Below are 20,983 nucleotides of genomic sequence, written 5' to 3'. Positions count from 1 at the left end.
TTCTTAGAAATCGGTGCCCGCGACAAACGCGGCCAGCATGGCTTCCAGGCCGGCGCGGTCTTCGTCGCTGAAGCGCTCGAGCTTCGGGCTGTCGATATCGAACACGCCGATCAGCCGGTCGTCCTTGAGCACCGGGATCACGATCTCGGAGGCCGACGCCGAATCGCAGGCGATATGGCCCGGGAATGCATGTACGTCGGCGACGACGATGGTCTCGCGCTTGACGGCGGTGGCGCCGCACACGCCGCGCCCGAACGGGATGCGCGCGCAGGCAGGCTTGCCCTGGAACGGGCCGACCAGCAGATCGTTGCCTTCGCCCTTTTTGGACGGCACGGTGAAGTAGAAGCCAGCCCAGTTCAGGTCGGCGATGGTGTCGTAGACGAGGGCCGAGAACTGCGACGCATTGGCCGTCAGGTCGCGTTCACCTTCGAGGATGCTCGTGACCTGGCGTACCAGCAGGTCGTAATCGGGGCGGTCGCTGCGTTCTGGATTGATGTGCATGGCGTTGCCATTTGGCGGTCAATAAAAAAACTATTTTAGCCGATGAACGAATCGAACTGCATGTCGAACTCCTGCAGCGCCTTCTGCGCGTTCTGCATTTTCTTGCGAAACTCCGGCCCGCGCCGCAGCGCCAGGCCCACCGCCAGCACGTCAATCACGACCAGGTACGCCAGGCGCGCCGAGATCGGCGTGTACGGGTCGGTTGCAAATACCAGATCGATCGGGATCAGCAGTGTGGCCATCTCGGCCAGCGGCGTGCCCGATGGCGCCAGCACGATCACCTGCGCGCCGCCGGCCTTGGCCAGCTTGGCCGACCGGGTCAGCGCCGGGTTGTTGCCGCGCTGCGAAATGGCGACCACCGCATCGCCTTCGCGCAGCAGGGCCGCCGCGATCGAGTGAATTGCCGGGTCGGTGTAGGCCACCGTCGGCACGCCCGAGCGGAAGAATTTGTGCTGCGCGTCGGCCGCCACGAAGCCGGACGTGCCCTGGCCGTAGAACTCGATCTTGTTGGCGCGCGCGAGGATCTCGAGCGCCTGCTGGACCAGCTCCGGCTTGAGGTTGTTGCGCAGGTCGAGCAGCGTGTTGATCGAGCGGCTGCAGATCTTGTTGATCAGGTCCGACGCCAGGTCGTCCTGATGCGGCGCCTCATTCGCGCCGGGCAGGGCCAGCGCCAGGCCTTGCGCCAGTTTCAGCTTGAACTCGTGCCAGCCGTCGTAACCGAGCGTGCGGCAAAAGCGCACGACGGTCGGTTCCGACACGCCCGCGTTGCGCGCGAGCGCCGTGATGTTCTGGCTCACGGTGCCGGACGGCGCGGCCAGCACCGCGAGCGCCACCTTGCGCTCCGATTTGGAGAGCGTGTCGAGCTGGGTGCGGATCGAGTCGAGCAGCATGGGTCAGCCTTAGTCTTCGGGCAGCGATTCTTCGCGCCACTGCAAGCCGTCGCGCCCGATCAGGGCACTGGCCGCAGCCGGCCCCCAGGTGCCGGACGTGTACGGGGCGGGCGAGGTGTCGTCCTGTTCCCAGTGTTCCAGGATCGGCTCGACCCATTCCCACGCCGCTTCCAGCTCGTCGCCGCGCATGAACAGTGTCAGTTGGCCGCGCAGCACGTCGAGCAGCAGGCGCTCGTACGCTTCCATGCGCGGCGACGTGAACTGCTCGCGGAAATCGAGTTCGAGTTCGGCCTGTTTCAGGCGCATCGAGTCGCCCGGCGTCTTGGCCATCAGGTTCATCGACAGCCCTTCATCAGGCTGCAGGCGGATCACCAGGCTGTTGGGCTGGAAGCTCGACGTCGGCTGGTTGAAGATCGAATGCGGGATCGGCTTGAAGCGCACGACGATTTCGGCCAGGCGGTCGGACATGCGCTTGCCGGTGCGCAGATAGAACGGCACGCCGGCCCAGCGCCAGGTGTCGATTTCGGCCTTCATCGCCACGAAGGTCTCGGTGCGCGAACTCTTTGGCGCATCCGGTTCGTCGCGGTAGCCGGGCACCGGCTGGCCGTCGATGTAGCCCGAGCGGTACTGGCCGCGCACGATATTGTGCGTCAGCGTCGTCGGCGTGAAACGCTTCAGTGAGCGCAGTACCTGCAGCTTGGCGTCGCGCACGGCGTCCGGCGCGATCGAGGCCGGCGGCTCCATCGCCACGATGCACAGCAGTTGCAGCAGGTGGTTCTGCAGCATGTCGCGCAGCGCGCCCGAGTTGTCGTAGTAGCCCATGCGGTTGCCCACGCCGATCTTCTCGGCGATGGTGATCTGCACGTCCGAAATCCATTCGCGGCGCCACAGCGGCTCGAACAGGATGTTCCCGAAGCGCAGGGCCAGCAGGTTCTGCACGGTCTCCTTGCCCAGATAGTGGTCGATGCGATAGATCTGCGACTCGGCGAAGACCTTGCCCACGTCCAGATTGATCTGCTTGGCCGAGGCCAGGTCGCGGCCCAGCGGCTTTTCGAGCACCACGCGCGAATTGGGCGTGGCCAGGCCCGTGGCGGCCAGGTTGTCGCAGATCTTGGCGAAGATCTGCGGCGGCGTGGCCAGGTAGTAGACGCGCGTGAGCGACGTATCGGCGCGCAGGGCGGCGACCAGATCGCCGTAGGTGCCGGCATCGGTGGCGTTCAGTGCCACATAGGTGATGCGGCCGAGGAACTTGTCCCAGTTGGCGCCAGATGGCGCTTCCTTGATGTGCGGCTTCGAGTTGGTCTCGACCATGTGCAGGAATTCTTCCTGCGTGGCGTCGTCGCGCCCGACGCAGATGATGCGGGCGCTGGCCGGCAGGTCGCCCGCCACGTCGCGCGCGAACATGGCAGGCAACAGCTTGCGCATCGCAAGGTCGCCACTGCCGCCAAAGAATACGAGGTCAAAATCGGGAATCGCCATGATGGGTCGGATCGGTGTCAGTAAAATGGTTTTGTAAATTTACTACATAATTTATATGGGATCAAGAAAATCTACTACGTTTCTGCAGGTACGACTCATGGTGCCATATCTGCCACTAGCACGGCGCAGGCCCGATTTTCACGGCCGTGGTGGTGGGAACTGCCACCCGTTCTGCTGCGCGTGCACCTGCTTGCCCAGCCAGTCGGCGAACGCGCGCACGGTCGAGGCCAGATGCCGGTCTTGCGGATAGATCAGTGACAGCGGAACGGGTGGCCCCTGAACTGTCGACAGGACGCGCACCAGACGACCCGCTGCCAGGTGCGGCAACGCCACATAGCTGGCGACCCGGATCAGCCCCAGCCCTTCGAGACCGCAGCCCAGATAGGCATCGGTGTCATTGACGATGAGCTGGGTGCCGCTCGCAATCGTGCGTTCGGCGCCATCGACCGTAAAGCGCCAGTCGGTCGCGCGACCAGTGGCGGCTGACTGGTAGCCGACGATGTCATGCGCGTCGAGCGCATCGAGCGAATGCGGCGTGCCGCAGCGCGCCAGGTAATCGGGCGAGGCGCAGGTGATCCAGTCGAAGCTGCCCAGATGGCGCGCCACCAGCAGTGCCGATGACGCCGGCGTGCCGGCCCGCACCACGCAATCGACGCCTTCCTGCACCAGTTCCACCGGGCGGTCGCCCAGCGTCAGGGTCAGGTCGATGGCCGGATACTGGGTCTGGAACGCGCGCAGGCCAGGCAGTACCACGGCCCGTGCGAACGAGGATGTCATGTCGACACGCAGCAGTCCGCGCGGTGCGACCGTGCTGTCGGACAGGGCGGCCTCGACCCCTTCGATGGCGCTCAGGATGCGCTGGCAATGGTCGTAATACAGACTGCCGTTGGGTGTGACGTGCAGGGTGCGCGTCGTACGCTGCAGCAGGCGCACGCCTAGGGACGCTTCGAGTTCCTGGATCGAGCGGCTGATCGTCGAACGCGGCACCGCCAGGATGTTGGCCGCACCGGCAAAACTGCGTGCTTCGACGACGCGCGAAAAAATCTGCATTGCCCGTAACTTGTCCATCGATCCTGCCTCGCTGATCTGCCTGATCCGTCGATTATCCCATCCATCGCAATTCTGAAATGCCGGCGGGCGGGCTTACGCGCAAAAGGGTGGGTGACCATACTTCACGCCATTCACCAAGACAGGAACTCACATGACAAACCACGACAATCCAGACAATGCCCGTCACACGCTGGTGCTGGGCGCCGGTGAACTCGGCATGGCCATCCTGCGCCATCTGGCGCCGCGCCAGAAGGCTGCGGGGCGCGCGCTGGCCGTTCTGGTCACGCCCGGCTCGATCGCCGCGCCGACCCCGCAGCAGCGGCAGGATCACGCCGCATTGCACGCGCTGGATGTCTCCCTGGTGCCGTTCGACCTGGCAGAGCGCAGCGAAGAGGAACTCATCGCCTTGCTGCGTCCGTTCGACACCGTCATCAACTGTACCGGCTTCGTCGCCGGCCCGGGTACCCAGCTTCGGCTGACCCGGGCGGTGCTGGCTGCCGGCGTGCGCCGGCATATTCCGTGGCAGTTCGGGGTCGATTACGACATCGTCGGCAAGGGCAGTGGCCAGCCGGTATTCGATGAGCAGTTCGATGTGCGCGGCATGCTGCGCGGGCAGGACCGGACCGAGTGGATCATCATCTCGACCGGCATGTTCACCAGTTTCCTGTTCGAGAAGACGGCCGGCATCGTCGACCTGGACGCCGGCATCGTGCGCGGCCTGGGAAGCTGGGATACGCAGGTCACAGTCACCACGCCCGATGACATCGGCCGGTGTACCGCCGCAGTCCTGTTCGAGATGCCCCGCATCGCGAACCAGGTCGTGTATCTGGCCAGTGACACCGTCTCGTACGGGCAGCTGGCAGACATCGTCGAGCAGGTGACGGGGCGCAGCGTCGAACGTACCTTGCTGACGCAGGAAGCGCTGCGGGCCGGTCTCGCCGCACAGCCGGACGATACGAAGGCACGCTACCGCCTGGCCTTCGCGCGCGGCGACGGGCTGGCCTGGAGCAAACAGAATACCTACAACGTGCAGCGCGGTATTCCGACCTCTGACATCCGCACCTGGCTCGCGCAGTTGTCGCGCCGCGCAGACAATCAGCCCACCGGCATCCATGATGAATGACAGTTCCACCGAATGGGACTATAGTTTCCACACGTAAATACCGCAGCCGTTCGAGCTGAGGACGAGGGAGACATGATGGGCTGGATGCAAAGTGTGGGACAGGCACTGTCGCCGTTCGGTGGCCGGGCCGTGGGCGGCAGCATACGCGCGCTGGTGGTCAAGGCGCGCGATGGCAGTATCCGCACGGCGATCAATGCCGCACGCCTGCGCAAGGAAGTCGACCAGGCACAGGCCCAGGCCGTGAGCCAGCACCAGGCGGCCAGCGCGCTGGCCGCTGCCGCGCGCGAAGTCACCGAGCTGTCGGCCGGCGTCAATGCCGGTACGCTGCGCATCGCCGACACGGCCGCGCGCAACCTGCATACGGCGCGTGAGTCGATGGATGAACTGACACGTCTCGAAGCGCGCATGCGCACCATCGAGGCGCAGGTGCACGGTTTTTCGGACACCGTGTCGCAACTGGTCGGGCACCTGCACGAGATCGGCGAATTCGGCACCGTCATCGAGAACGTCGCCAACCAGACCAATCTGCTGGCGATCAATGCCGCGATCGAAGCGGCGCGTGCCGGCCCGGCCGGGCGCGGGTTTGCCGTGGTGGCGTCCGAAGTGCGGCGCCTGTCCCAGGTCGTCAACACGGAAGCCGTGAAGATCGCGACCGCCAGCAGTGCGATGCGCGGGCTGGTGGCATCGACCTCCAGTGCGACGGCCAGTATCCTCGACGGCGTGAACGTCTCGGCGCGCGAGGCTGGCAGCGCGGCGAGTCACCTGACGACCTTCGTGGCGGATTTCGAGCGCATGACCGCAACCGTCGACCAGATGGCACTGGCGATGCAGTCGCTCGACGGTGTCAATCAGCAGATCGGGGCGCGTGTCGGCGAAGTGGCGAGCAATGCGTCCGGGGCGGCAGCAACGATGCAGGATGCGTCGCGCCGGGTCGACGAAGTGCGGCTGGCAACCGAGGAGCTGCAAGGCGTGCTGGCGGGTTTCCGCACCGGCGGCACGCCATTCGACGCGCTGGTCGACGCAACCACCGTGCTGCGCGAAGAGGTGTTGGCGTGCCTGAAGCGGCATGCCGCGGGCGGCGCCAACGTATTCGATCAGAGCTACCAGCCGATCGCGCAGTCCGATCCGCCGCGCTTTACCACGTCGTACGACCGCATCGTCGAGCGCGACCTGCAAATCCTGTTTGACCGCGTGCTCACCGATTTGCCGGGCGCCGCCTACGCGCTGGCCGTGGACAACCGCGGCTTCGCGCCGACCCACAACACCAAGTTTTCGCGCCCGCCCAACGGGCAGCGCGAGCACGATCTGGTGTATTGCCGCAACAAGCGGATCTTCGACGACCCGGTGGGCATCCGGCTGGCGAAGAACCGCGAGCCGTTCCTGCTGCAGACCTATCTGCGCGATACCGGTGAGGTGATCAACGATCTGTCGATGCCGATCGTGATCGACGGGAAGCACTGGGGCGCGGTGCGCATCGGCTACGATTCGGCCCGGATGATGGGCTGAGCGGGGCGCATGCTCCTATCTGCCGATTCCCGATATAAGCATAGGCAAAATCGATATTGGCAACGCAATTGGAGGCCTGTTAAGCTTCGCGTCCCTTCGGCGGTCGAGGTACCGCCGTCACCGACCAGAAGAAGAGAAGCCCCCCATGAGCTGCAAGCACCATCACGCCAACCCGCATCGCGCGGTCCTGATCCTGAGCCTGATCGCAACCCTGGCCCCGACCGCCGCGCTGGCCCAGGATACGCCGCCACCGGCGCCGGCCGCCCAGGACGTGCAGACGATCGTCGTCACCGGCACCCGTTCACTGAACCGCCGCACGCTCGATTCGGAGTCGCCCGTCGACGTCATCGGCAACAAGGAACTGCTCAGCACCGGCTCGGGCGAGCTGGCCACCGTGCTTTCGCGCCTTCTGCCATCGATGAATTTCCCGCGCCCGAGCGGCGCCGATGCCAGCGATGCAGTGCGTCCGGCGCAGCTGCGCGGCCTGTCGCCCGACCAGACGCTGGTGCTGGTCAACGGCAAGCGCCGCCACACGTCGGCTGTCGTCAACGTCAACGGCACCCTGGGCCGCGGCTCGGCCCCGGTCGACCTGAACGCAATTCCGCTGGCGGCGATCGAGCGCATCGAAGTGCTGCGCGACGGCGCCGCAGCCCAATACGGCTCGGACGCCATTGCCGGCGTGGTCAACATCATCCTCAAGCGCGGCGCCAAGGGCGGCGAAGCGGAAGTGGTGTATGGCCAGTATGATGCGGGTGACGGCGAGCAGGGCACCGTGCGTGGCTCGGCAGGCTTCAACCTGGGCCAGGATGGCTGGGTGCGCATCGCCGTCGAAGCGGCCGAGCGCAACGCCACCAACCGCTCGTTCGCCGACCCGCGCCCGTCCGCCGGTCCACGCCAGGGCCTGATCACCCAGCGCTACGGCGACCCGGACAGCCGCCCGCGCACGCTGTTCGTCAACAGCGAAGTGCGCATCAACGACGACGTCGACTGGTACGCCTTTGCGAGCTACGGCGAGCGCGACACCTCGTCGGCGGCGACCTTCCGCACCGCGTTCACCGACAACAACCGCACCACGCTGCGCTCGCCCCTGTATCCGGAAGGCTTCCAGCCGCTGCTGGGCAGCACCTCGACCGATGCCTCGATCGTGACGGGCCTGCGCGGCGTGGCCGGCGGCTGGCGCTGGGATGCGAGCCTGAACCATGGCCGCAACCGCTTCACGCTCGACGTCAACGACACGGTCAACTACAGCCTGGGCGCGGCCAGCCCGACCAGCTTCTATGCGGGCGAACTCACCTCGAAGCAAAGCCTGGCCAACCTGGACGTGGCGCGCGAGGTTCCGGTGTCGTTCATGAGCGGTCCGCTGACCGTGGCGCTGGGTCTGGAAGCGCGCCATGAATCCTATGAAATCGGCGCGGGCGAAGCTGGTTCGTACTTCGGTTCCGGCGCGCAGGGCTATTCGGGCTTCCGCCCTGAGAATGCAGGCGAAAACAGCCGCAACAACAAATCGGTGTACCTGAACCTGGAAGGCGACATCACGAGTGCACTGTCGGGCGCCCTGGCGCTGCGCCATGAGCGCTACAGCGATTTCGGCAGCACCAACTCGGCCAAGGCATCGGCGCGCTATGCGTTCACGCCAGCCTTCGCGCTGCGCGGCACGGCCTCGAACGGTTTCCGCGCGCCGTCGCTGGCCCAGTCGTTCTACACGATCACCACCACCAACACGCTGCTCGTGAACGGCACCAGCGCGCTGGTGGAGACGGGCACCTTCCCGGTCGGCAGCGCCGCCGCCCGCGCACTGGGCGCGCAGCCGCTCAAGGCCGAAAAGGCGCGCAACCTGAGCATCGGTGCGCAGTGGCAGCCAACTCGCAACTGGACCACGACGGTCGACCTGTACCGCATCGATATCGACGACCGCATCGTGTTCTCGTCGAACCTGCAACTGGCGAATGCGCCGGCGCTGTCACGCGCGCTCGCATCCCAGGGCGTGTTCGTCGGCGCGGCGCGCTACTTCACCAATGCGGTCGATACGCGCACCAAGGGCGTCGACGTGGTCAGCACGTACCGCCTGAACTTCGCGCAGGGCGCGCGCGCCGACCTGACGCTGGCCTACAACCATAACGACAACGAGGTGCAGGGTGTGGCGGCGTCGCCGGCGGTGCTGTCGGGGCAGGGACTGTCACTGGTGGACCGCCAGAGCATCAACCGCCTGACGGTGGGTTCGCCGAAGGACAAGCTTGGCCTGACGGGTGACTTTACGCAGGGTGCGTGGAATGGCCGCGCCGTGGTGACGCGTTACGGCGAATTCACGGTGCCGCAGAACGATCCGGCGCTGGACCAGAACTACGACCCGCAATGGGTGCTCGATCTGGCAGCAAGCGTGCGCCTGAACCAGTGGCGCCTGACGGCCGGCATCGACAACGTGACCAACCGCTATCCTGCGCAGGTCACGTCGCGGGCCAACCTGAACGTGAACGGCACCCAGCCGTACAGCGTGTGGGCGCCGAACGGCTTCAATGGCCGCTACTTCTATGTGAAGGCCGGCTACACCTGGTAAGCAGGTGCGGGCCCGGGGTCAGCGCGACCCGGGCTTCAGATTGCGCTCCGGGTTCAGATCGCGTACTCAGGCTCTTCGCGGCCCGCCACATCGAGCCGCACCGACAGCACCTTGCCGGTGTGCGGATACTGCGCGATCTCTTCGCTCGACCGACCGTGGCTGGCGCTGGTGATGTACAGCGTGCGCAGGTCGGGTCCGCCGAAGCAGACCGACGTCGGGCAGCGTACCGGCAGTTTTATCTCGCGCACGATCTCGCCGGTTGGCGAAATGCGCAGCACGCGCCCGCCTTCGAACATCGCGACCCAGTACATGCCTTCAGAGTCGATCGTCGCGCCATCGGGCCGGCCGCCGTAGTCCGGCGCCGTTTTATCGGTCGGGAAGGTGAGGATCGTGCGGCGGTTGCTGTGCTCACCGGTGGCCACGTCGAAGTCGTAGCAGTCGATGCGGTGCGAGGTGGTATCGGCATGAAACATCGTGCGGCCATCCAGGCTCCAGGCCAGGCCGTTCGAGTTGGTCATGCCGCCGCGCCAGGCGCAGCGCAGGTTGTCGCGTGCGAGCACGTACATCTCGGCGGCCGGCTGGTCGCGCGGCTCGTACATGGTGCCGATCCAGAAGCGGCCCGCCGGGTCGACGCGGCCGTCGTTAAAGCGCACCTTCGACGTGTCGTAGGGCGCATCGGCGATCGGGGTTTCCGCACCGTCGGTCGTGTTCAGGCGCAGCAGGCGTTCGCGCGTGGCCACGACCAGAAAATTGTTGTCGTCGATCGCCAGCGCCGACGGGTTCGAGCCCATCTTCCATGACGAGAACTTGCCGCTTGCTGCGTGCAGGCGGTTGACGGTCAGGCCTTCGATATCGACCCAGTACAGGGCCGATTCGACTTCGTGCCAGATCGCCGATTCGCCCACCAGCATCGGCGCATCGTGTACCACTTCAAATTTTTCGGTTGCCATAGTCTCGGGATCAAAGGTTCGGGATCAGACCGCGGCTTTCGCGCGCGCGATCAGGCCGTTGGTGGAACTGTCGTGCAGGTTAGGCACCGGCTCGCCCGCCAGTTCGGCCTCGATCTTCTTGGCCAATACCTTGCCCAGCTCAACGCCCCACTGATCAAAACTGTTCACGTCCCACAGCACGCCCTGGACAAACGTCTTGTGCTCGTACAGTGCGATCAGGGCGCCCAGCGTGGTAGGCGTCAGGCGCTCCATCAGGATCGTGTTGCTCGGGCGGTTGCCAGGGAAGGTCTTGTGCGGCGTGAGGCGCTCGACTTCGTCTGCCGGCAAGCCTTGCGCCGTCAGGTCGGTGCGCACTTCGTCGGCGGTCTTGCCCTTCATGAAGGCTTCCGACTGCGCGAAGCAGTTCGCCAGCAGGGCAGTGTGGTGGTGGTCCATCTCGTGCGCCGGGCGCAGGGCGGCGATGAAATCCATCGGCGTCACGTCGGTGCCCTGGTGCAGCAGCTGGAAGTAGGCGTGCTGGCCGTTGGTGCCGCACTCGCCCCAGATCGCCGGACAGGTTGGCGTGTCGACCGGCTGGCCGTCGCGCGTGACGCGCTTGCCGTTGCTTTCCATGTCGAGCTGCTGCAGATAGGCCGGGAAGCGGTTCAGGTCCTGGTGATACGGCGCGATCGAGACCGAGCTGCATTCAAGGAACTGGCGGTTCCAGAAGCCGATCAGGCCCAGTAGCGCCGGCAGGTTCTGCTCGAGAGGCGCAGTGCGGAAGTGTTCATCCAGTTCGTGCGCGCCGGCCAGGAAGTCCTTGAAGTAGCCGAAGCCCACGGCCAGCGCGACCGGCAGGCCGATCGCCGACCAGACCGAATAGCGGCCGCCGACCCAGTCCCAGAACGGGAACATATTGGCCGGGTCGATGCCGAAGGCCTTGATCGCCTCGGTATTGGTCGATGCGGCGACGAAGTGCTTCGCCAAAGCCTCTTCAGGCGCGTGCGCCAGGAACCAGCGGCGCGCGGTCTGCGCGTTCATCATCGTCTCGGTGGTGGTGAAGGTCTTGGAGGCGACGATGAAGAGCGTTGTTTCGGGATCGACCTGGCCCAGGGCCGCGTCCATGTCGTGGCCGTCGACGTTCGAGACGAAGTGCATGCGCAGGCGCGGATGTGCGTAGTGGCGCAGGGCCAGCACGACCATCTTCGGGCCCAGGTCCGAGCCGCCGATGCCGATATTGACGATGTCCGTGATCGGTTTGCCGGTGTGGCCCAGCCATTCGCCGCTGCGCACCGCGTCGGTGAAGGTCTTGATGCGATCGAGCACAGCGTGGATGTCGGCGTTGATGTCCACGCCGTCGACCACGTGCGACGCACCGCGCGGGGCGCGCAGGGCGGTGTGCAGCACGGCGCGGCCTTCGGTGTTGTTGATGCGCGCGCCCAGGAACATCGCATCGCGCCGCGCTTCGACACCGCGCTCGCGCGCCAGCTGCATCAGCAGTTCAAGCGTGCGCCCGTCGAGGCGATTTTTTGAATAGTCTAGGAACAGGCCTGCAGCCTCGTCGCTGAATCGCTCGAAGCGCTGCGGGTCGGCGGCAAACAGATCGCGCATCTGCCACGTGGTGGCAATGTCGGCGTGCTGGGCGAGGGCCTGGAAACTGGCGGTACTGGTCAAGGATGGCTGGCGCATGGGGTCCGGGGTGCGTGGCACAATGTTGTCGTTAACAGATTATCGAATAATACAATTATCTGCGCGTAAATTCACTACATAAAAGCGCGTGTGCGCCGTCAGGATAGCAACTACCGGCGCTTTTCGGAATGTGCCTTCATGCTCATCCATACAGCACCGGGAGTCGCGGAAGAGCGTAGCGACCCAAATTGTAGTAAAATTTCAGATACTAAATTCAGGAAGGAACGAACATGGCGCTCCACCCCGTAGTCGAACAGGTTACCAACCGCATCATCAAGCGCAGCGGCCCGTCGCGCGCTGCCTATCTGGCGCACCTCGAGGCCGCCCGCATCCAGGGCGTGCAGCGCGGCGCGCTGTCTTGCACGAACCTTGCCCACGGGTTCGCCGCGTTCCCGGCCAACGACAAACTGAAGCTGCGTGAAGTCAAGCAGCCGTCGGTGGCCATCGTTTCTTCCTACAACGACATGCTGTCGGCGCACCAGCCGTTCGAGGGCTATCCGAAGATCATCAAGGACGCCGTGCGCGAGATCGGCGCCGTGGCCCAGTTTGCCGGCGGCGTGCCGGCCATGTGCGATGGCGTCACGCAGGGCCAGCCGGGCATGGAACTGTCGCTGTTCTCGCGCGACACCATCGCCATGGCCACCGCCGTCGGCCTGTCGCACAATATGTTCGACGCCAGCCTGTACCTGGGCATCTGCGACAAGATCGTGCCGGGCCTCCTGATCGGCGCGCTGCACTTCGGCCACATCCCGGGCATCTTCGTGCCGGGCGGTCCGATGACGTCGGGCCTGTCGAACAAAGAGAAAGCGCGCGTGCGCCAGCTCTACGCGCAGGGCAAGGCCACGCGCGAAGAACTGATGGAATGCGAAGCCGCGTCGTACCACGACGCCGGCACCTGTACCTTCTACGGCACCGCCAACAGCAACCAGATGCTGATGGAAGTCATGGGCCTGCACCTGCCGGGCGCCGCGTTCATCACGCCGGGCACCGAACTGCGCGACGCGCTGACCAGGAGCGCAGCGCGCCAGGCGGTGGCGATCTCGCAGCAGGGCGGCACTTACATGCCGATCGGCCGCATCGTGGACGAGAAATGCATCGTCAACGCCATCGCCGCCCTGCACGCGACGGGCGGCTCGACCAACCACACGCTGCACCTGGTGGCGATCGCGCGCGCGGCCGGTATCGTGATCGACTGGGACGACTTCGACCAGCTGTCGAAGGTCGTGCCGCTGCTCACGCGCATCTACCCGAACGGCGAAGCCGACGTGAACCACTTCCAGGCCGCCGGCGGCCCGGGCTTCATCATCCGCGAACTGCTGGACGCTGGCCTGGCGCACGAAGACGTCAACACGGTGCTGGGCCACGGCCTGCGCGCCCACTGCAAGGAGCCGTTCCTGGGCGAGGATGGCAAGACCATCTGGCGCGACACGCCACTGCAGAGCGGCGACGAAACCGTGCTGCGCCCGGCATCGAACCCGTTCAGCCCCAACGGCGGCATGGTGCTGGTGCAGGGTAACCTGGGCCGCGCCGTGATGAAGATATCGGCCGTCAAGCACGATTACCACGTGATTGAAGCACCGGCGATCACGTTCGATTCGCAGGAAGATTTCATGGGCGCCTACAAGGCCGGCCGGCTCAATCGCGATTTCGTCGCGGTGGTGCGCTTCCAGGGCCCACGCGCCAACGGCATGCCGGAACTGCACGCCCTGACGCCAGCCCTGTCGAACCTGCAGGATGCCGGCTTCAAGGTGGCGATGGTGACCGATGGCCGCATGTCGGGCGCGTCGGGCAAGGTGCCAGCGGCGATCCACGTGTCGCCTGAAATCCTGGCCGGCGGCCCGCTGGGTCTCGTGCGCGACGGCGACATCATCCGCGTCGACGCCACCACCGGCACGTTGCAGGCGCTGGTGCCGGCCGAAGAATGGGCTGCGCGCAAGCAGGCCACGACCGATTTGAGCAAGAGCCACATCGGCATGGGCCGCGAACTGTTTACGATGTTCCGCGCCTCGATCAGCGCCGCGGAGCAGGGCGCGGCGACGTTCCCGCTGCCGTCGCCGATCCCCACCATCGTGCCGCTGCACGAAGGCCTGGACGCCAATGAGGTCGTGCCGGGTTCAGACGAAGACTTTCTCTTTAGGACGCAGAAATGACCTTACTTGAAATTATGCGCTCGGCGAGCGTGATCCCTGTCATTGCCATCGACGATCCGGCGCACGCCGTGCCATTGGCCAGGGCGCTCGTCGCCGGCGGCATCCGCGTGCTCGAAGTCACGCTGCGCACGGAACACGGCCTGGGCGCGATCCGCGCCATGAGCGAAGTTGAAGGCGCCATCGTCGGCGTCGGCACCCTGACGTCGCCCGAAGAATTCGTCGCCTCGCGCGACGCCGGCGCCGTGTTCGGCGTCTCGCCGGGCCTGACGCCAGCGCTGATCGCCGCCGCCAAGTCGAGCGGCCTGCCACTGCTGCCGGGCGTGATGACGCCATCCGAAGTGATGGCCGCGCGCGAAGCGGGCTTCCGCCAGGTCAAGCTGTTCCCGGCCATGCAGGCAGGCGGCGTGGGCATGCTCAATGCGATCCGCGGCCCGCTGTCGGACATGACGTTCTGCCCGACCGGCGGCATCACGATCGAGACCGCACCGGCCTTCCTGGCCTGCAAGAACGTCGCCTGCGTGGGCGGTTCGTGGCTCACGCCGAAGGACGCGATCGAGGCCGGTGACTGGGCCCACATCACCGCGCTGGCCAAAGCCGCCGCGGCGCTGCGCGCCAGCTGACTGGCGGCGGGCGACGCACCATGCGCTCGTACTTTCGCCCCCTGAGCGAAGGTGAAACCAGATTGGCGTCGCTGCTGTTCGGCGACGCCATCGATGTTACCCGCGTGCGGATCCACAACCGCCGCTACATGCCGTTCCAGCCACGGAACTGCTGCATGACGCCCAACGGCAGCATGTATTTTCACCACTCCTGTTTTCTCCCCGACTATGCACGCGGCGATCCGCCCGCGATCCACTGGTTCATGCACGAGATGGTGCACGTCTGGCAGCATCAGCTCGGGTATCCGGTGCGTTTGCGCGGCGCGTTCCGGATCGGGCTATCCTATGGCTACACGCTGACCGAAGATGCTACGCTGGAGGACTTCAATATGGAAGCGCAGGGGGATCTGCTGGCGGATTACTTCGTGCTTAAGCACTTGCGCCGGCCCGAGGCCATGCGGCAGCAGCGCTATCGCGACAGCCTGGCGTTGTACGAGAAGGTACTGGCGCGGTTTCTGGTCGACCCTGGCAGCCGCGCCAGTCTGCCGCGTGGGCCAGCGCGCTGGCTGGCCGCATGATGCTCCCGTTTTCCGTGGGCGCGATGCTGGCCGCCACGGTCCTGTGCGCGCCCGCGCTGGCCAGCACCTGTTTTGGCAGCAGTGGAAGCGGGCGCATCGAAGGCGCGGTGGCACTGCCGCTTGCGGGCGTCAACTTCGCTGCCTACTCGGAACTTGGACTCAAGCTTGGCCGCACCTGGGTTCATGCGCAGTTACGCGATGTGGTGCTGGGCGCGTATTCGACACTGTCCCGCAGCACGCCGGACGTGCAGTACGTCTATGGCGAGACCGGCCTGCGCACCGGCGGGCCGATGCCGCCCCATCGCACGCACGAGAACGGGACTTCGGTTGACTTCATGGTGCCGGTGCGCGGCCGGGATGGCCGGCCGGCGCAGTTGCCGCGGACCGCGCACAACCACTATGGGTACGATCTGGAATTCGACGATGCAGGCAAGCTTGCGGACTTGCGCATCGACTTCGCCGCTATTGCCGCGCATCTGGCGCAGCTGGATCTGGAAGCACGGCGTCATGGTTTCGGGATTGCGCGCGTCATTCTGGCGCCTGAGTACATCCCGAAGGTGCTAGCCACACCTGCAGGCCAGAACATCAAATCGCTGCCGTTCATGAAGACCATGCCCTGGGTTCGGCACGACGAGCATTACCATGTCGATTTCGCGGTCAAGTGCGCCAGGTAGACCGGCGGCGGCAGCTGCCGTGGCCAGCTGCGCTATCGAACCGCTCGCCAGCTTGCCTCGTTCAGAACGTATGCCGCAACCCGATATTGAAAGCCCGGTCGCCCGAACCAGCCTCGGCATTGTTACCCACCGTATAGCCAGCGCCATTCCGGTTGTCGATCATGCCGTACGAGGTATACGCACTGGTGCGCTTGGACAGCGCATGCACGTAGCCCACCGCATACTGCGCGGCGTCCTGGTTCAGCGCCGTCTTGTCGTTCTTGCGGATGTACGAGGTCATGATGGTGCCGGCCGGGCCGACCGGGATGGTGACGCCGACCAGCGTGTCGTCGCCGCGCAGGCTTGGTCTGAACACCCTGCCGTAGGGGAGTGGCGTGGCATTGTTCAGTGGCGCGCTGTTGAGCCCCTTGTCGTTGCTGTAGGCGAAGAAGACCTTGACCACCTTGAAGTCGACATTCGCCACGAACAGCGTGTTGCGACCGCTGTCGGTGCCGGTGAGGGTGGCGCTGTCGTTGTTGCGATGGTTGTGCGCCAGCCGGGCGTTGACCGGCCCCTTGGCATAGTTGACGCTGACGTTGTACTGGCTGCCGGCGTCGCTGTCGCCGGCGGTCTCGCCCAGCGAGTACAGCAATCCTGCGCTGAAGCCATTCTTCACGGGCGTCGTGTAGATGATCGAATTGTTCGCGCGCAGATTGGCGCCCGCGACCGGGAACAAGTTCTTGGCGCTGCCCGACAGGCCGCTGCCGAATGGATCGCCGACCTGACCGAGGGCATTGTAGGTCAGGGTGTACTGGCGCCCGACCGTCAGACTGCCGGCGTCCTTGCTGGCAAGTCCCACGAAGGACTGGCGGTTGAATGCCTGGCCGGACGAGGCCAGCGCACCGGTATCGATCGAGATCCCGGCCTCGAGCACGAACAGCGCCGAGACGCCCGCGCCCAGTTCTTCCGATCCCTTGAATCCCAGGCGGGAGGCGGATGCGACGCCGCTGCTGACTTTGGTGACGTTGCCAGCTGCGCCCCCGCGTTCGTTGACGATGCCGGCGTCGGCAATGCCATAGATCGTGATATTGGATTGGGCCTTGGCTGCGCCGCTGGCAGCAAGCAGCATGACGATCGGAATCGCCGGTGATAATTTCATGTTTGTCTCCGTGTGTTTTTATGGTGTACAGCGTGGCGGCATGGCGACTCAGTCGAGTTCCATGTCGAGCAGCATCGAGCTGAGCGATTTGCCATGCGCGTCCAGGGCCAGCGAGCGTGTCACGCCGCCGCCCAGCGCCTGCTGCATGACGAAGTTCATTGCGCCCAGTTGCGGCAGCAGGTAGCGGGTCACCTGGCCGTGCACGATGCCGGCGAAATGCCGGCGTACCCGTTCGGCGGTGACGTGCTGTTCCAGCAGCGCGTAATCGGCCGCGTGAAACGCGATCAGGGACAGGTTGGAAATGTCGCCCTTGTCGCCGGCGCGCGAATGCGCGATGTCGCGAAGTTTCATGTCAGGTTTCCTCGAAATGGATCACTGGGCTGACCTGCGCGGCAGGCAGCAGGGTGGAGCGGATCGCGATCACTTCGCGCGCCGATCGGGTGGCGCCGCCACCGCCCGCCGGCCCGCAGGTGTACAGGGTTTCGACTTCGTTGCCGATGCGGATCGCTTGCTGCAGGCTGGCGGTGCGGCCGATGACGCGCAGCCGCACCTCGCGCGGTTCGGCCTCAAGCGGCCCGTCACGGTCGCCATGCAGCGCATTCACGCCGATCAGGTCATAGCGCACTTCGGTCAGTGCGACGCCCGTCAGTGCGAATCGCTCGGCGACGATCGCCTGCGCCAGGCGCGCGCGCGCCAGTGCGCCTGGCCCCGCGTACGAGATCTGGCCTTCGCCGATGTAGCTGTCGATGTAGCCGATCGATACTTTCAGCATGCCGCTGCACGGATGGCCGCTGGCGCCCTGCAGGTTGATGCGGTCCGGTGCGCGCTCGGTCATCGTCACCGCCGAGAAATCGGCCACGACGTCCGGCGTCTGGTATGCAGCCGGGTCGTGGATTTCGTACAGCAGCTGCTCGGTGCAGGTGGCGCGGGTCACGTAGCCGCCCGAACCGGCCACCTTGGTGATCTCGACGCTGCCGTCCTCGCCGATCACGGCAAGCGGGAAGCCCAGCCGCGCCAGGCTTGGTACGTCCTTGACGCCGGGATCGGCGAAGTAGCCGCCGCACACCTGGCCGGCGCATTCGAGCAGGTGCCCGGCCAGCGTGCCCTGGCCCAGGCGCTGCCAGTCGTTCATCGCCCAGCCGAAGGCGTGGATGGCTGGCGCGAGCACCAGCGCCGGATCGGCAATACGGCCGGTGATGACGATGTCGGCGCCTTGCGCCAGCGCGTCGACCAGCGGCTGCGCGCCCAGATACGCGTTGGCCGACAGCAGCCGGCTGCCCAGTGCCGCCACCGGTTCGCCGGTGTCGTCGAGGTAGTCGCCCTGACGCAGCTGTTCGAGGACGTCGTCGCCCGTGATGGCAGCGATCTTCAGGTGGCCAAGGCCGAGCGAGACGGCGATCTGTCTGGTTTTAGCGGCCGCCGCGAGCGGGTTGGCCGCGCCCATGTTCGTGATGATTTTGATGCCCCTGTCGGCGCAGGGCTTCAGCACGGCCAGCATGCGCGCTTCGAGCAGCGGGTCGTAACCGAGCGCCGGATCCTTCATCCGGGCCTGCTGGGCGAGGGCGATGGTGCGTTCGGCCAGGCATTCGAACACGAGGTAATCGAGGTCGCCATGCTCGGCCAGTTCGAGCGCCGGTTCGATGCGGTCGCCCGAATAGCCGGCGCCGCAGCCGATGCGTAGGGTTTTCATGGTGCAGTCTTTCGAAAGGGTCAATGGGTGCGTCAGAACGGGAACAGCCCGATCAGCGCGGCGACGCATGTCATGAATACCGTGGTGGCGAGCAGGTACGGAATCGTGAAGCGCTGGTGTTCTCCCAGGTCGATGCCCACCAGTCCGACCAGCAGGAACGTTGCCGGTGTCAGCGGGCTGACGGCAAAGCCGGTCGTCATCTGGCCGAGCAGCGCGGCCTGGGCCAGCTGCACCTGCGGCACGCCGAGGGTATTACCGGCCTCGGCCAGCACCGGCAGTACGCCGAAATAGAACGAATCCGGATCGAACACCAAACTGAGCGGCATGGACACCAGGCCGGTGACGAACGGCAGGTGGCTCGCCAGGCTGACCGGGATGCTGGCCGCGAGCACCTGGGCCATCGCGGTCAGCATGCCGCTGCCTTTCATGATGCCGGTGAAGACACCGGCGGCAAACAGGATGCTCGCCATCATCAGGGCAGCCTTGGCATGCGCATCGACGCGGGCGCGCTGTTCGGCGACATCCGGGTAGTTCATCATCAGGGCCAGCACGGTGCCGAACATGAAGCAGGCGACCGGATTGAGCACATTGCTGATCATCGTTGCCAGCACGATCACCACCAGCAGCAGGTTGGGAATGAAGCGCCCGGGCCGGCGCAGCTTTTGTTGTGCCTCGTCGATCTCGGGCACGTGGTGGCTTCCCATGCTGCCAGCGGCGCCGGCAGGCGCGGCCCCGGTGGGGCCCAAACGACGCTGCTCGCGCACGCCCATCATCCAGGCGCAGCCAAAGACGAACAGCATCCCGGCGATTTGCACCGGCACCATCGGCAGATACAGCTCGGTCATCGGAATATGCAGCGCGGCCGACGCGCGCAGCGTCGGGCCGCCCCATGGCAGCGCGTTGGCCACGCCGGCCGACATGGCAACGATGCAGGCCAGGATGCGCTTGTCCATCTTCAGCTTGATATACAGCGGCAGCATCGCCGGTACGGTGACGAGAAAGGTGACCGCGCCGGAACCGTCGAGGTGGACGATCGCCGCCAGCACCGCAGTGCCAAGGGTGATGCGGGCCGGGTGGGTGCCGACGATTTTCAGGATGCGGTTGACGATCGGGTCGAGCATCCCGGCGTCGGTCAGGATCCCGAAGAACAGGATGGCAAACAGCAGCATGCCGGCCACCGGTGCGATCGCCTTGATGCCGTCGGTGATGAAGGTGCCGATCTCGGCGCCGAAGCCGCCGATCAATGCAGTCAGTGCGGGGATCGCAATCAGCGCGACAAGGGCGGACATCTTCCTGCCAAGGATGACGAACAGCAGGGCGAAAATAGTAAGAAAGCCGAGGAAGGCCAGCATGAAAGTCTCCAATTTATTGTATGTGCTGATCGATGCAGCACTTGAAGCCATTCTGGGGGGCCTTGGTTTTTGTTGTAAAATGGATTTTTCCGATTGATTGTGCGGCTTTTTCGATAAGTGGCAGGCGCGATGCTTCCGAATATCTCCACCAAGCAGTTGCAGGCGTTCCTGGCCCTCGAGCAGCACCGGCATTTTACCCAGGCGGCCGAGCGCTGCCATCTGTCGCAATCGGCGTTCAGCGCCGTGATCCAGAAGCTCGAGGCGACCGTCGGCGCTAAACTGGTCCAGCGCGACACGCGCAACGTCACCCTGACCACCGAAGGCGAACTGTTCGTGGAAGTGGCGCGCGCCTTGCTGGCTGACCTCGACGCGGCCTTCACCGACATGGGCGACTTCATCGCGCGGCGCAAGGGCAGGGTGGCGCTGGCCGTGCTGCCATCGCTGGCGGCCAACGGCATACCCGAGGTCATCGCGCACTACAAGGCCACCTATCCCGGCATCACGGTGCAGCTGTTCGATGCGCTGTCGGACCAATGCCTGCATTTGCTGCGCCAGGGCAGGGTCGATCTGGCGCTGACCGCGCCCGGGGCGAACCTGGCTGAATTTTCAACCCGCACCCTGTGCAGCGATCCGTTTTTCTTTGTCTGCCGGCGCGATCATCCGCTCGCGCGCAAGCGCAAAATCCGGATGCCCGATCTGGTGGGCTGCGAGCTGATCCACCTTGCGCCATCGACCAGCGTGCGCCAGCACGTCGACCAGTTGACGCGGGGGCTGGACGTGCGCCATTCCGGTCTTGAGGTCGAGCACCTGGCCACGGTGGCGGGCCTGATCGGGCAGGGACTCGGGGTGAGTCTGGTGCCGGAGCTGACGCTGTTCCAGTTCCGCAGCCTGGACCTGATTGCCATTCCGCTCGATGCGGCGGCCGTGGTGCGCCCGATCCTGATCGTCCAGCGCAAGGACCGGGCGTTATCGCATGCCGCGCAGGGCATGCTTGAATTGATCGAAGCGCGGCTGTCGGCCAATGGCAGGCAGCGCGGTGCGAAGCCGGTCGATGCGGGGTTGGGCCTCTAGCCAGCGCCCC

General features: G+C 65.5%; 18 protein-coding genes. 8 read left to right on the top strand and 10 right to left on the bottom strand.

What is annotated here, in order from left to right; all coding sequences use genetic code 11:
* Positions 1-3: 3 nt before the first annotated feature.
* The 4 genes from AC56LY_RS14405 to AC56LY_RS14390 all read right to left on the bottom strand — a co-directional run bounded on the left by AC56LY_RS14405 (position 4) and on the right by AC56LY_RS14390 (position 3,938).
* Positions 4-501 carry a free L-methionine (R)-S-oxide reductase MsrC gene (locus AC56LY_RS14405; RefSeq protein WP_332531379.1) on the bottom strand — a complete coding sequence of 166 codons (498 nt, stop codon included), beginning with the start codon at positions 499-501 and terminating at the stop codon, positions 4-6.
* A gap of 35 nt (positions 502-536) precedes the next feature.
* A complete protein-coding gene (locus tag AC56LY_RS14400) occupies positions 537-1,391 on the bottom strand; it encodes an SIS domain-containing protein (RefSeq protein ID WP_183555662.1) in 855 nt (284 codons plus the stop codon).
* 9 nt (positions 1,392-1,400) lie between these two features.
* Positions 1,401-2,870, bottom strand: coding sequence for a glucose-6-phosphate dehydrogenase (gene zwf, locus AC56LY_RS14395; protein WP_499580583.1), 1,470 nt, complete (start codon positions 2,868-2,870; stop codon positions 1,401-1,403).
* A gap of 138 nt (positions 2,871-3,008) precedes the next feature.
* Positions 3,009-3,938, bottom strand: a complete 930-nt coding sequence (locus AC56LY_RS14390; RefSeq protein ID WP_499580581.1) for a LysR family transcriptional regulator — start codon at positions 3,936-3,938, stop codon at positions 3,009-3,011.
* Positions 3,939-4,071: 133 nt separating this feature from the next.
* On the opposite strand from AC56LY_RS14390, the gene AC56LY_RS14385 reads away from it, so the two are divergent.
* The 3 genes from AC56LY_RS14385 (at position 4,072) to AC56LY_RS14375 (ending at position 9,103) form a co-directional block, all read left to right on the top strand.
* Positions 4,072-5,043, top strand: coding sequence for an aromatic alcohol reductase (locus AC56LY_RS14385; RefSeq protein ID WP_499580579.1), 972 nt, complete (start codon positions 4,072-4,074; stop codon positions 5,041-5,043).
* 72 nt (positions 5,044-5,115) lie between these two features.
* Positions 5,116-6,549 carry a methyl-accepting chemotaxis protein gene (locus AC56LY_RS14380; RefSeq protein ID WP_499580577.1) on the top strand — a complete coding sequence of 478 codons (1,434 nt, stop codon included), beginning with the start codon at positions 5,116-5,118 and terminating at the stop codon, positions 6,547-6,549.
* A 145-nt stretch (positions 6,550-6,694) separates the two neighbouring features.
* Complete coding sequence (locus AC56LY_RS14375) at positions 6,695-9,103, top strand: TonB-dependent receptor plug domain-containing protein (RefSeq protein WP_499580575.1); 2,409 nt, start codon at positions 6,695-6,697, stop codon at positions 9,101-9,103.
* Between the two features lie 53 nt (positions 9,104-9,156).
* Here AC56LY_RS14375 and AC56LY_RS14370 read toward each other — a convergent pair whose 3' ends face one another.
* Together AC56LY_RS14370 and pgi are read right to left on the bottom strand one after the other, a co-directional pair.
* Positions 9,157-10,053 carry an SMP-30/gluconolactonase/LRE family protein gene (locus tag AC56LY_RS14370; protein ID WP_499580573.1) on the bottom strand — a complete coding sequence of 299 codons (897 nt, stop codon included), beginning with the start codon at positions 10,051-10,053 and terminating at the stop codon, positions 9,157-9,159.
* Positions 10,054-10,077: 24 nt separating this feature from the next.
* Entirely contained in the window at positions 10,078-11,721 is a 1,644-nt protein-coding gene (pgi, locus tag AC56LY_RS14365) for a glucose-6-phosphate isomerase (protein ID WP_499570036.1), read from the bottom strand.
* Positions 11,722-11,951: 230 nt separating this feature from the next.
* On the opposite strand from pgi, the gene edd reads away from it, so the two are divergent.
* From edd to AC56LY_RS14345, 4 genes are read left to right on the top strand one after another with little or no spacing between them, the layout of a single operon-like run.
* Positions 11,952-13,871 (top strand): phosphogluconate dehydratase, encoded by a 1,920-nt coding sequence (gene edd, locus AC56LY_RS14360; RefSeq protein WP_499580571.1) that lies wholly within the window; start codon positions 11,952-11,954, stop codon positions 13,869-13,871.
* The gene (gene eda / locus AC56LY_RS14355; RefSeq protein WP_343025066.1) at positions 13,868-14,491 is read left to right on the top strand and encodes a bifunctional 4-hydroxy-2-oxoglutarate aldolase/2-dehydro-3-deoxy-phosphogluconate aldolase; all 624 of its coding nucleotides are present in this window, start codon (positions 13,868-13,870) and stop codon (positions 14,489-14,491) included. The genes edd and eda overlap by 4 nt, the downstream gene beginning before the upstream one ends.
* Before the next feature lie 20 nt (positions 14,492-14,511).
* Positions 14,512-15,048: a Rhs element Vgr protein gene (locus AC56LY_RS14350; protein ID WP_499580569.1), complete on the top strand. Its 537-nt coding sequence runs from the start codon at positions 14,512-14,514 to the stop codon at positions 15,046-15,048.
* On the top strand, positions 15,045-15,722 hold the full coding sequence (locus AC56LY_RS14345; protein ID WP_499580567.1) for a penicillin-insensitive murein endopeptidase: 678 nt from the start codon (positions 15,045-15,047) through the stop codon (positions 15,720-15,722). Before AC56LY_RS14350 ends, AC56LY_RS14345 begins: the two co-directional genes overlap by 4 nt.
* A 61-nt stretch (positions 15,723-15,783) precedes the next feature.
* On the opposite strand, the gene AC56LY_RS14340 is transcribed toward AC56LY_RS14345, so the two are convergent.
* The 4 genes from AC56LY_RS14340 to AC56LY_RS14325 are packed head-to-tail and all read right to left on the bottom strand — an operon-like array spanning position 15,784 to position 19,902.
* Positions 15,784-16,860 (bottom strand): porin, encoded by a 1,077-nt coding sequence (locus AC56LY_RS14340; RefSeq protein WP_499580565.1) that lies wholly within the window; start codon positions 16,858-16,860, stop codon positions 15,784-15,786.
* Positions 16,861-16,908: 48 nt separating this feature from the next.
* Positions 16,909-17,211 carry an AtuA-related protein gene (locus AC56LY_RS14335; protein WP_499580563.1) on the bottom strand — a complete coding sequence of 101 codons (303 nt, stop codon included), beginning with the start codon at positions 17,209-17,211 and terminating at the stop codon, positions 16,909-16,911.
* Position 17,212: 1 nt separating this feature from the next.
* Complete coding sequence (locus AC56LY_RS14330; RefSeq protein ID WP_499580561.1) at positions 17,213-18,550, bottom strand: acyclic terpene utilization AtuA family protein; 1,338 nt, start codon at positions 18,548-18,550, stop codon at positions 17,213-17,215.
* A gap of 32 nt (positions 18,551-18,582) precedes the next feature.
* Entirely contained in the window at positions 18,583-19,902 is a 1,320-nt protein-coding gene (locus AC56LY_RS14325; protein ID WP_499580559.1) for a CitMHS family transporter, read from the bottom strand.
* Between the two features lie 129 nt (positions 19,903-20,031).
* On the opposite strand from AC56LY_RS14325, the gene AC56LY_RS14320 reads away from it, so the two are divergent.
* Positions 20,032-20,973 (top strand): LysR family transcriptional regulator, encoded by a 942-nt coding sequence (locus AC56LY_RS14320; RefSeq protein WP_499580557.1) that lies wholly within the window; start codon positions 20,032-20,034, stop codon positions 20,971-20,973.
* Positions 20,974-20,983 lie beyond the last annotated feature (10 nt).

It is taken from the genome of Telluria sp. ZT3P25 (genome assembly GCF_059685895.1).
Note: the sequence above shows the minus strand (reverse complement) of the source record. Positions and strands in the feature narration are given on the sequence as shown.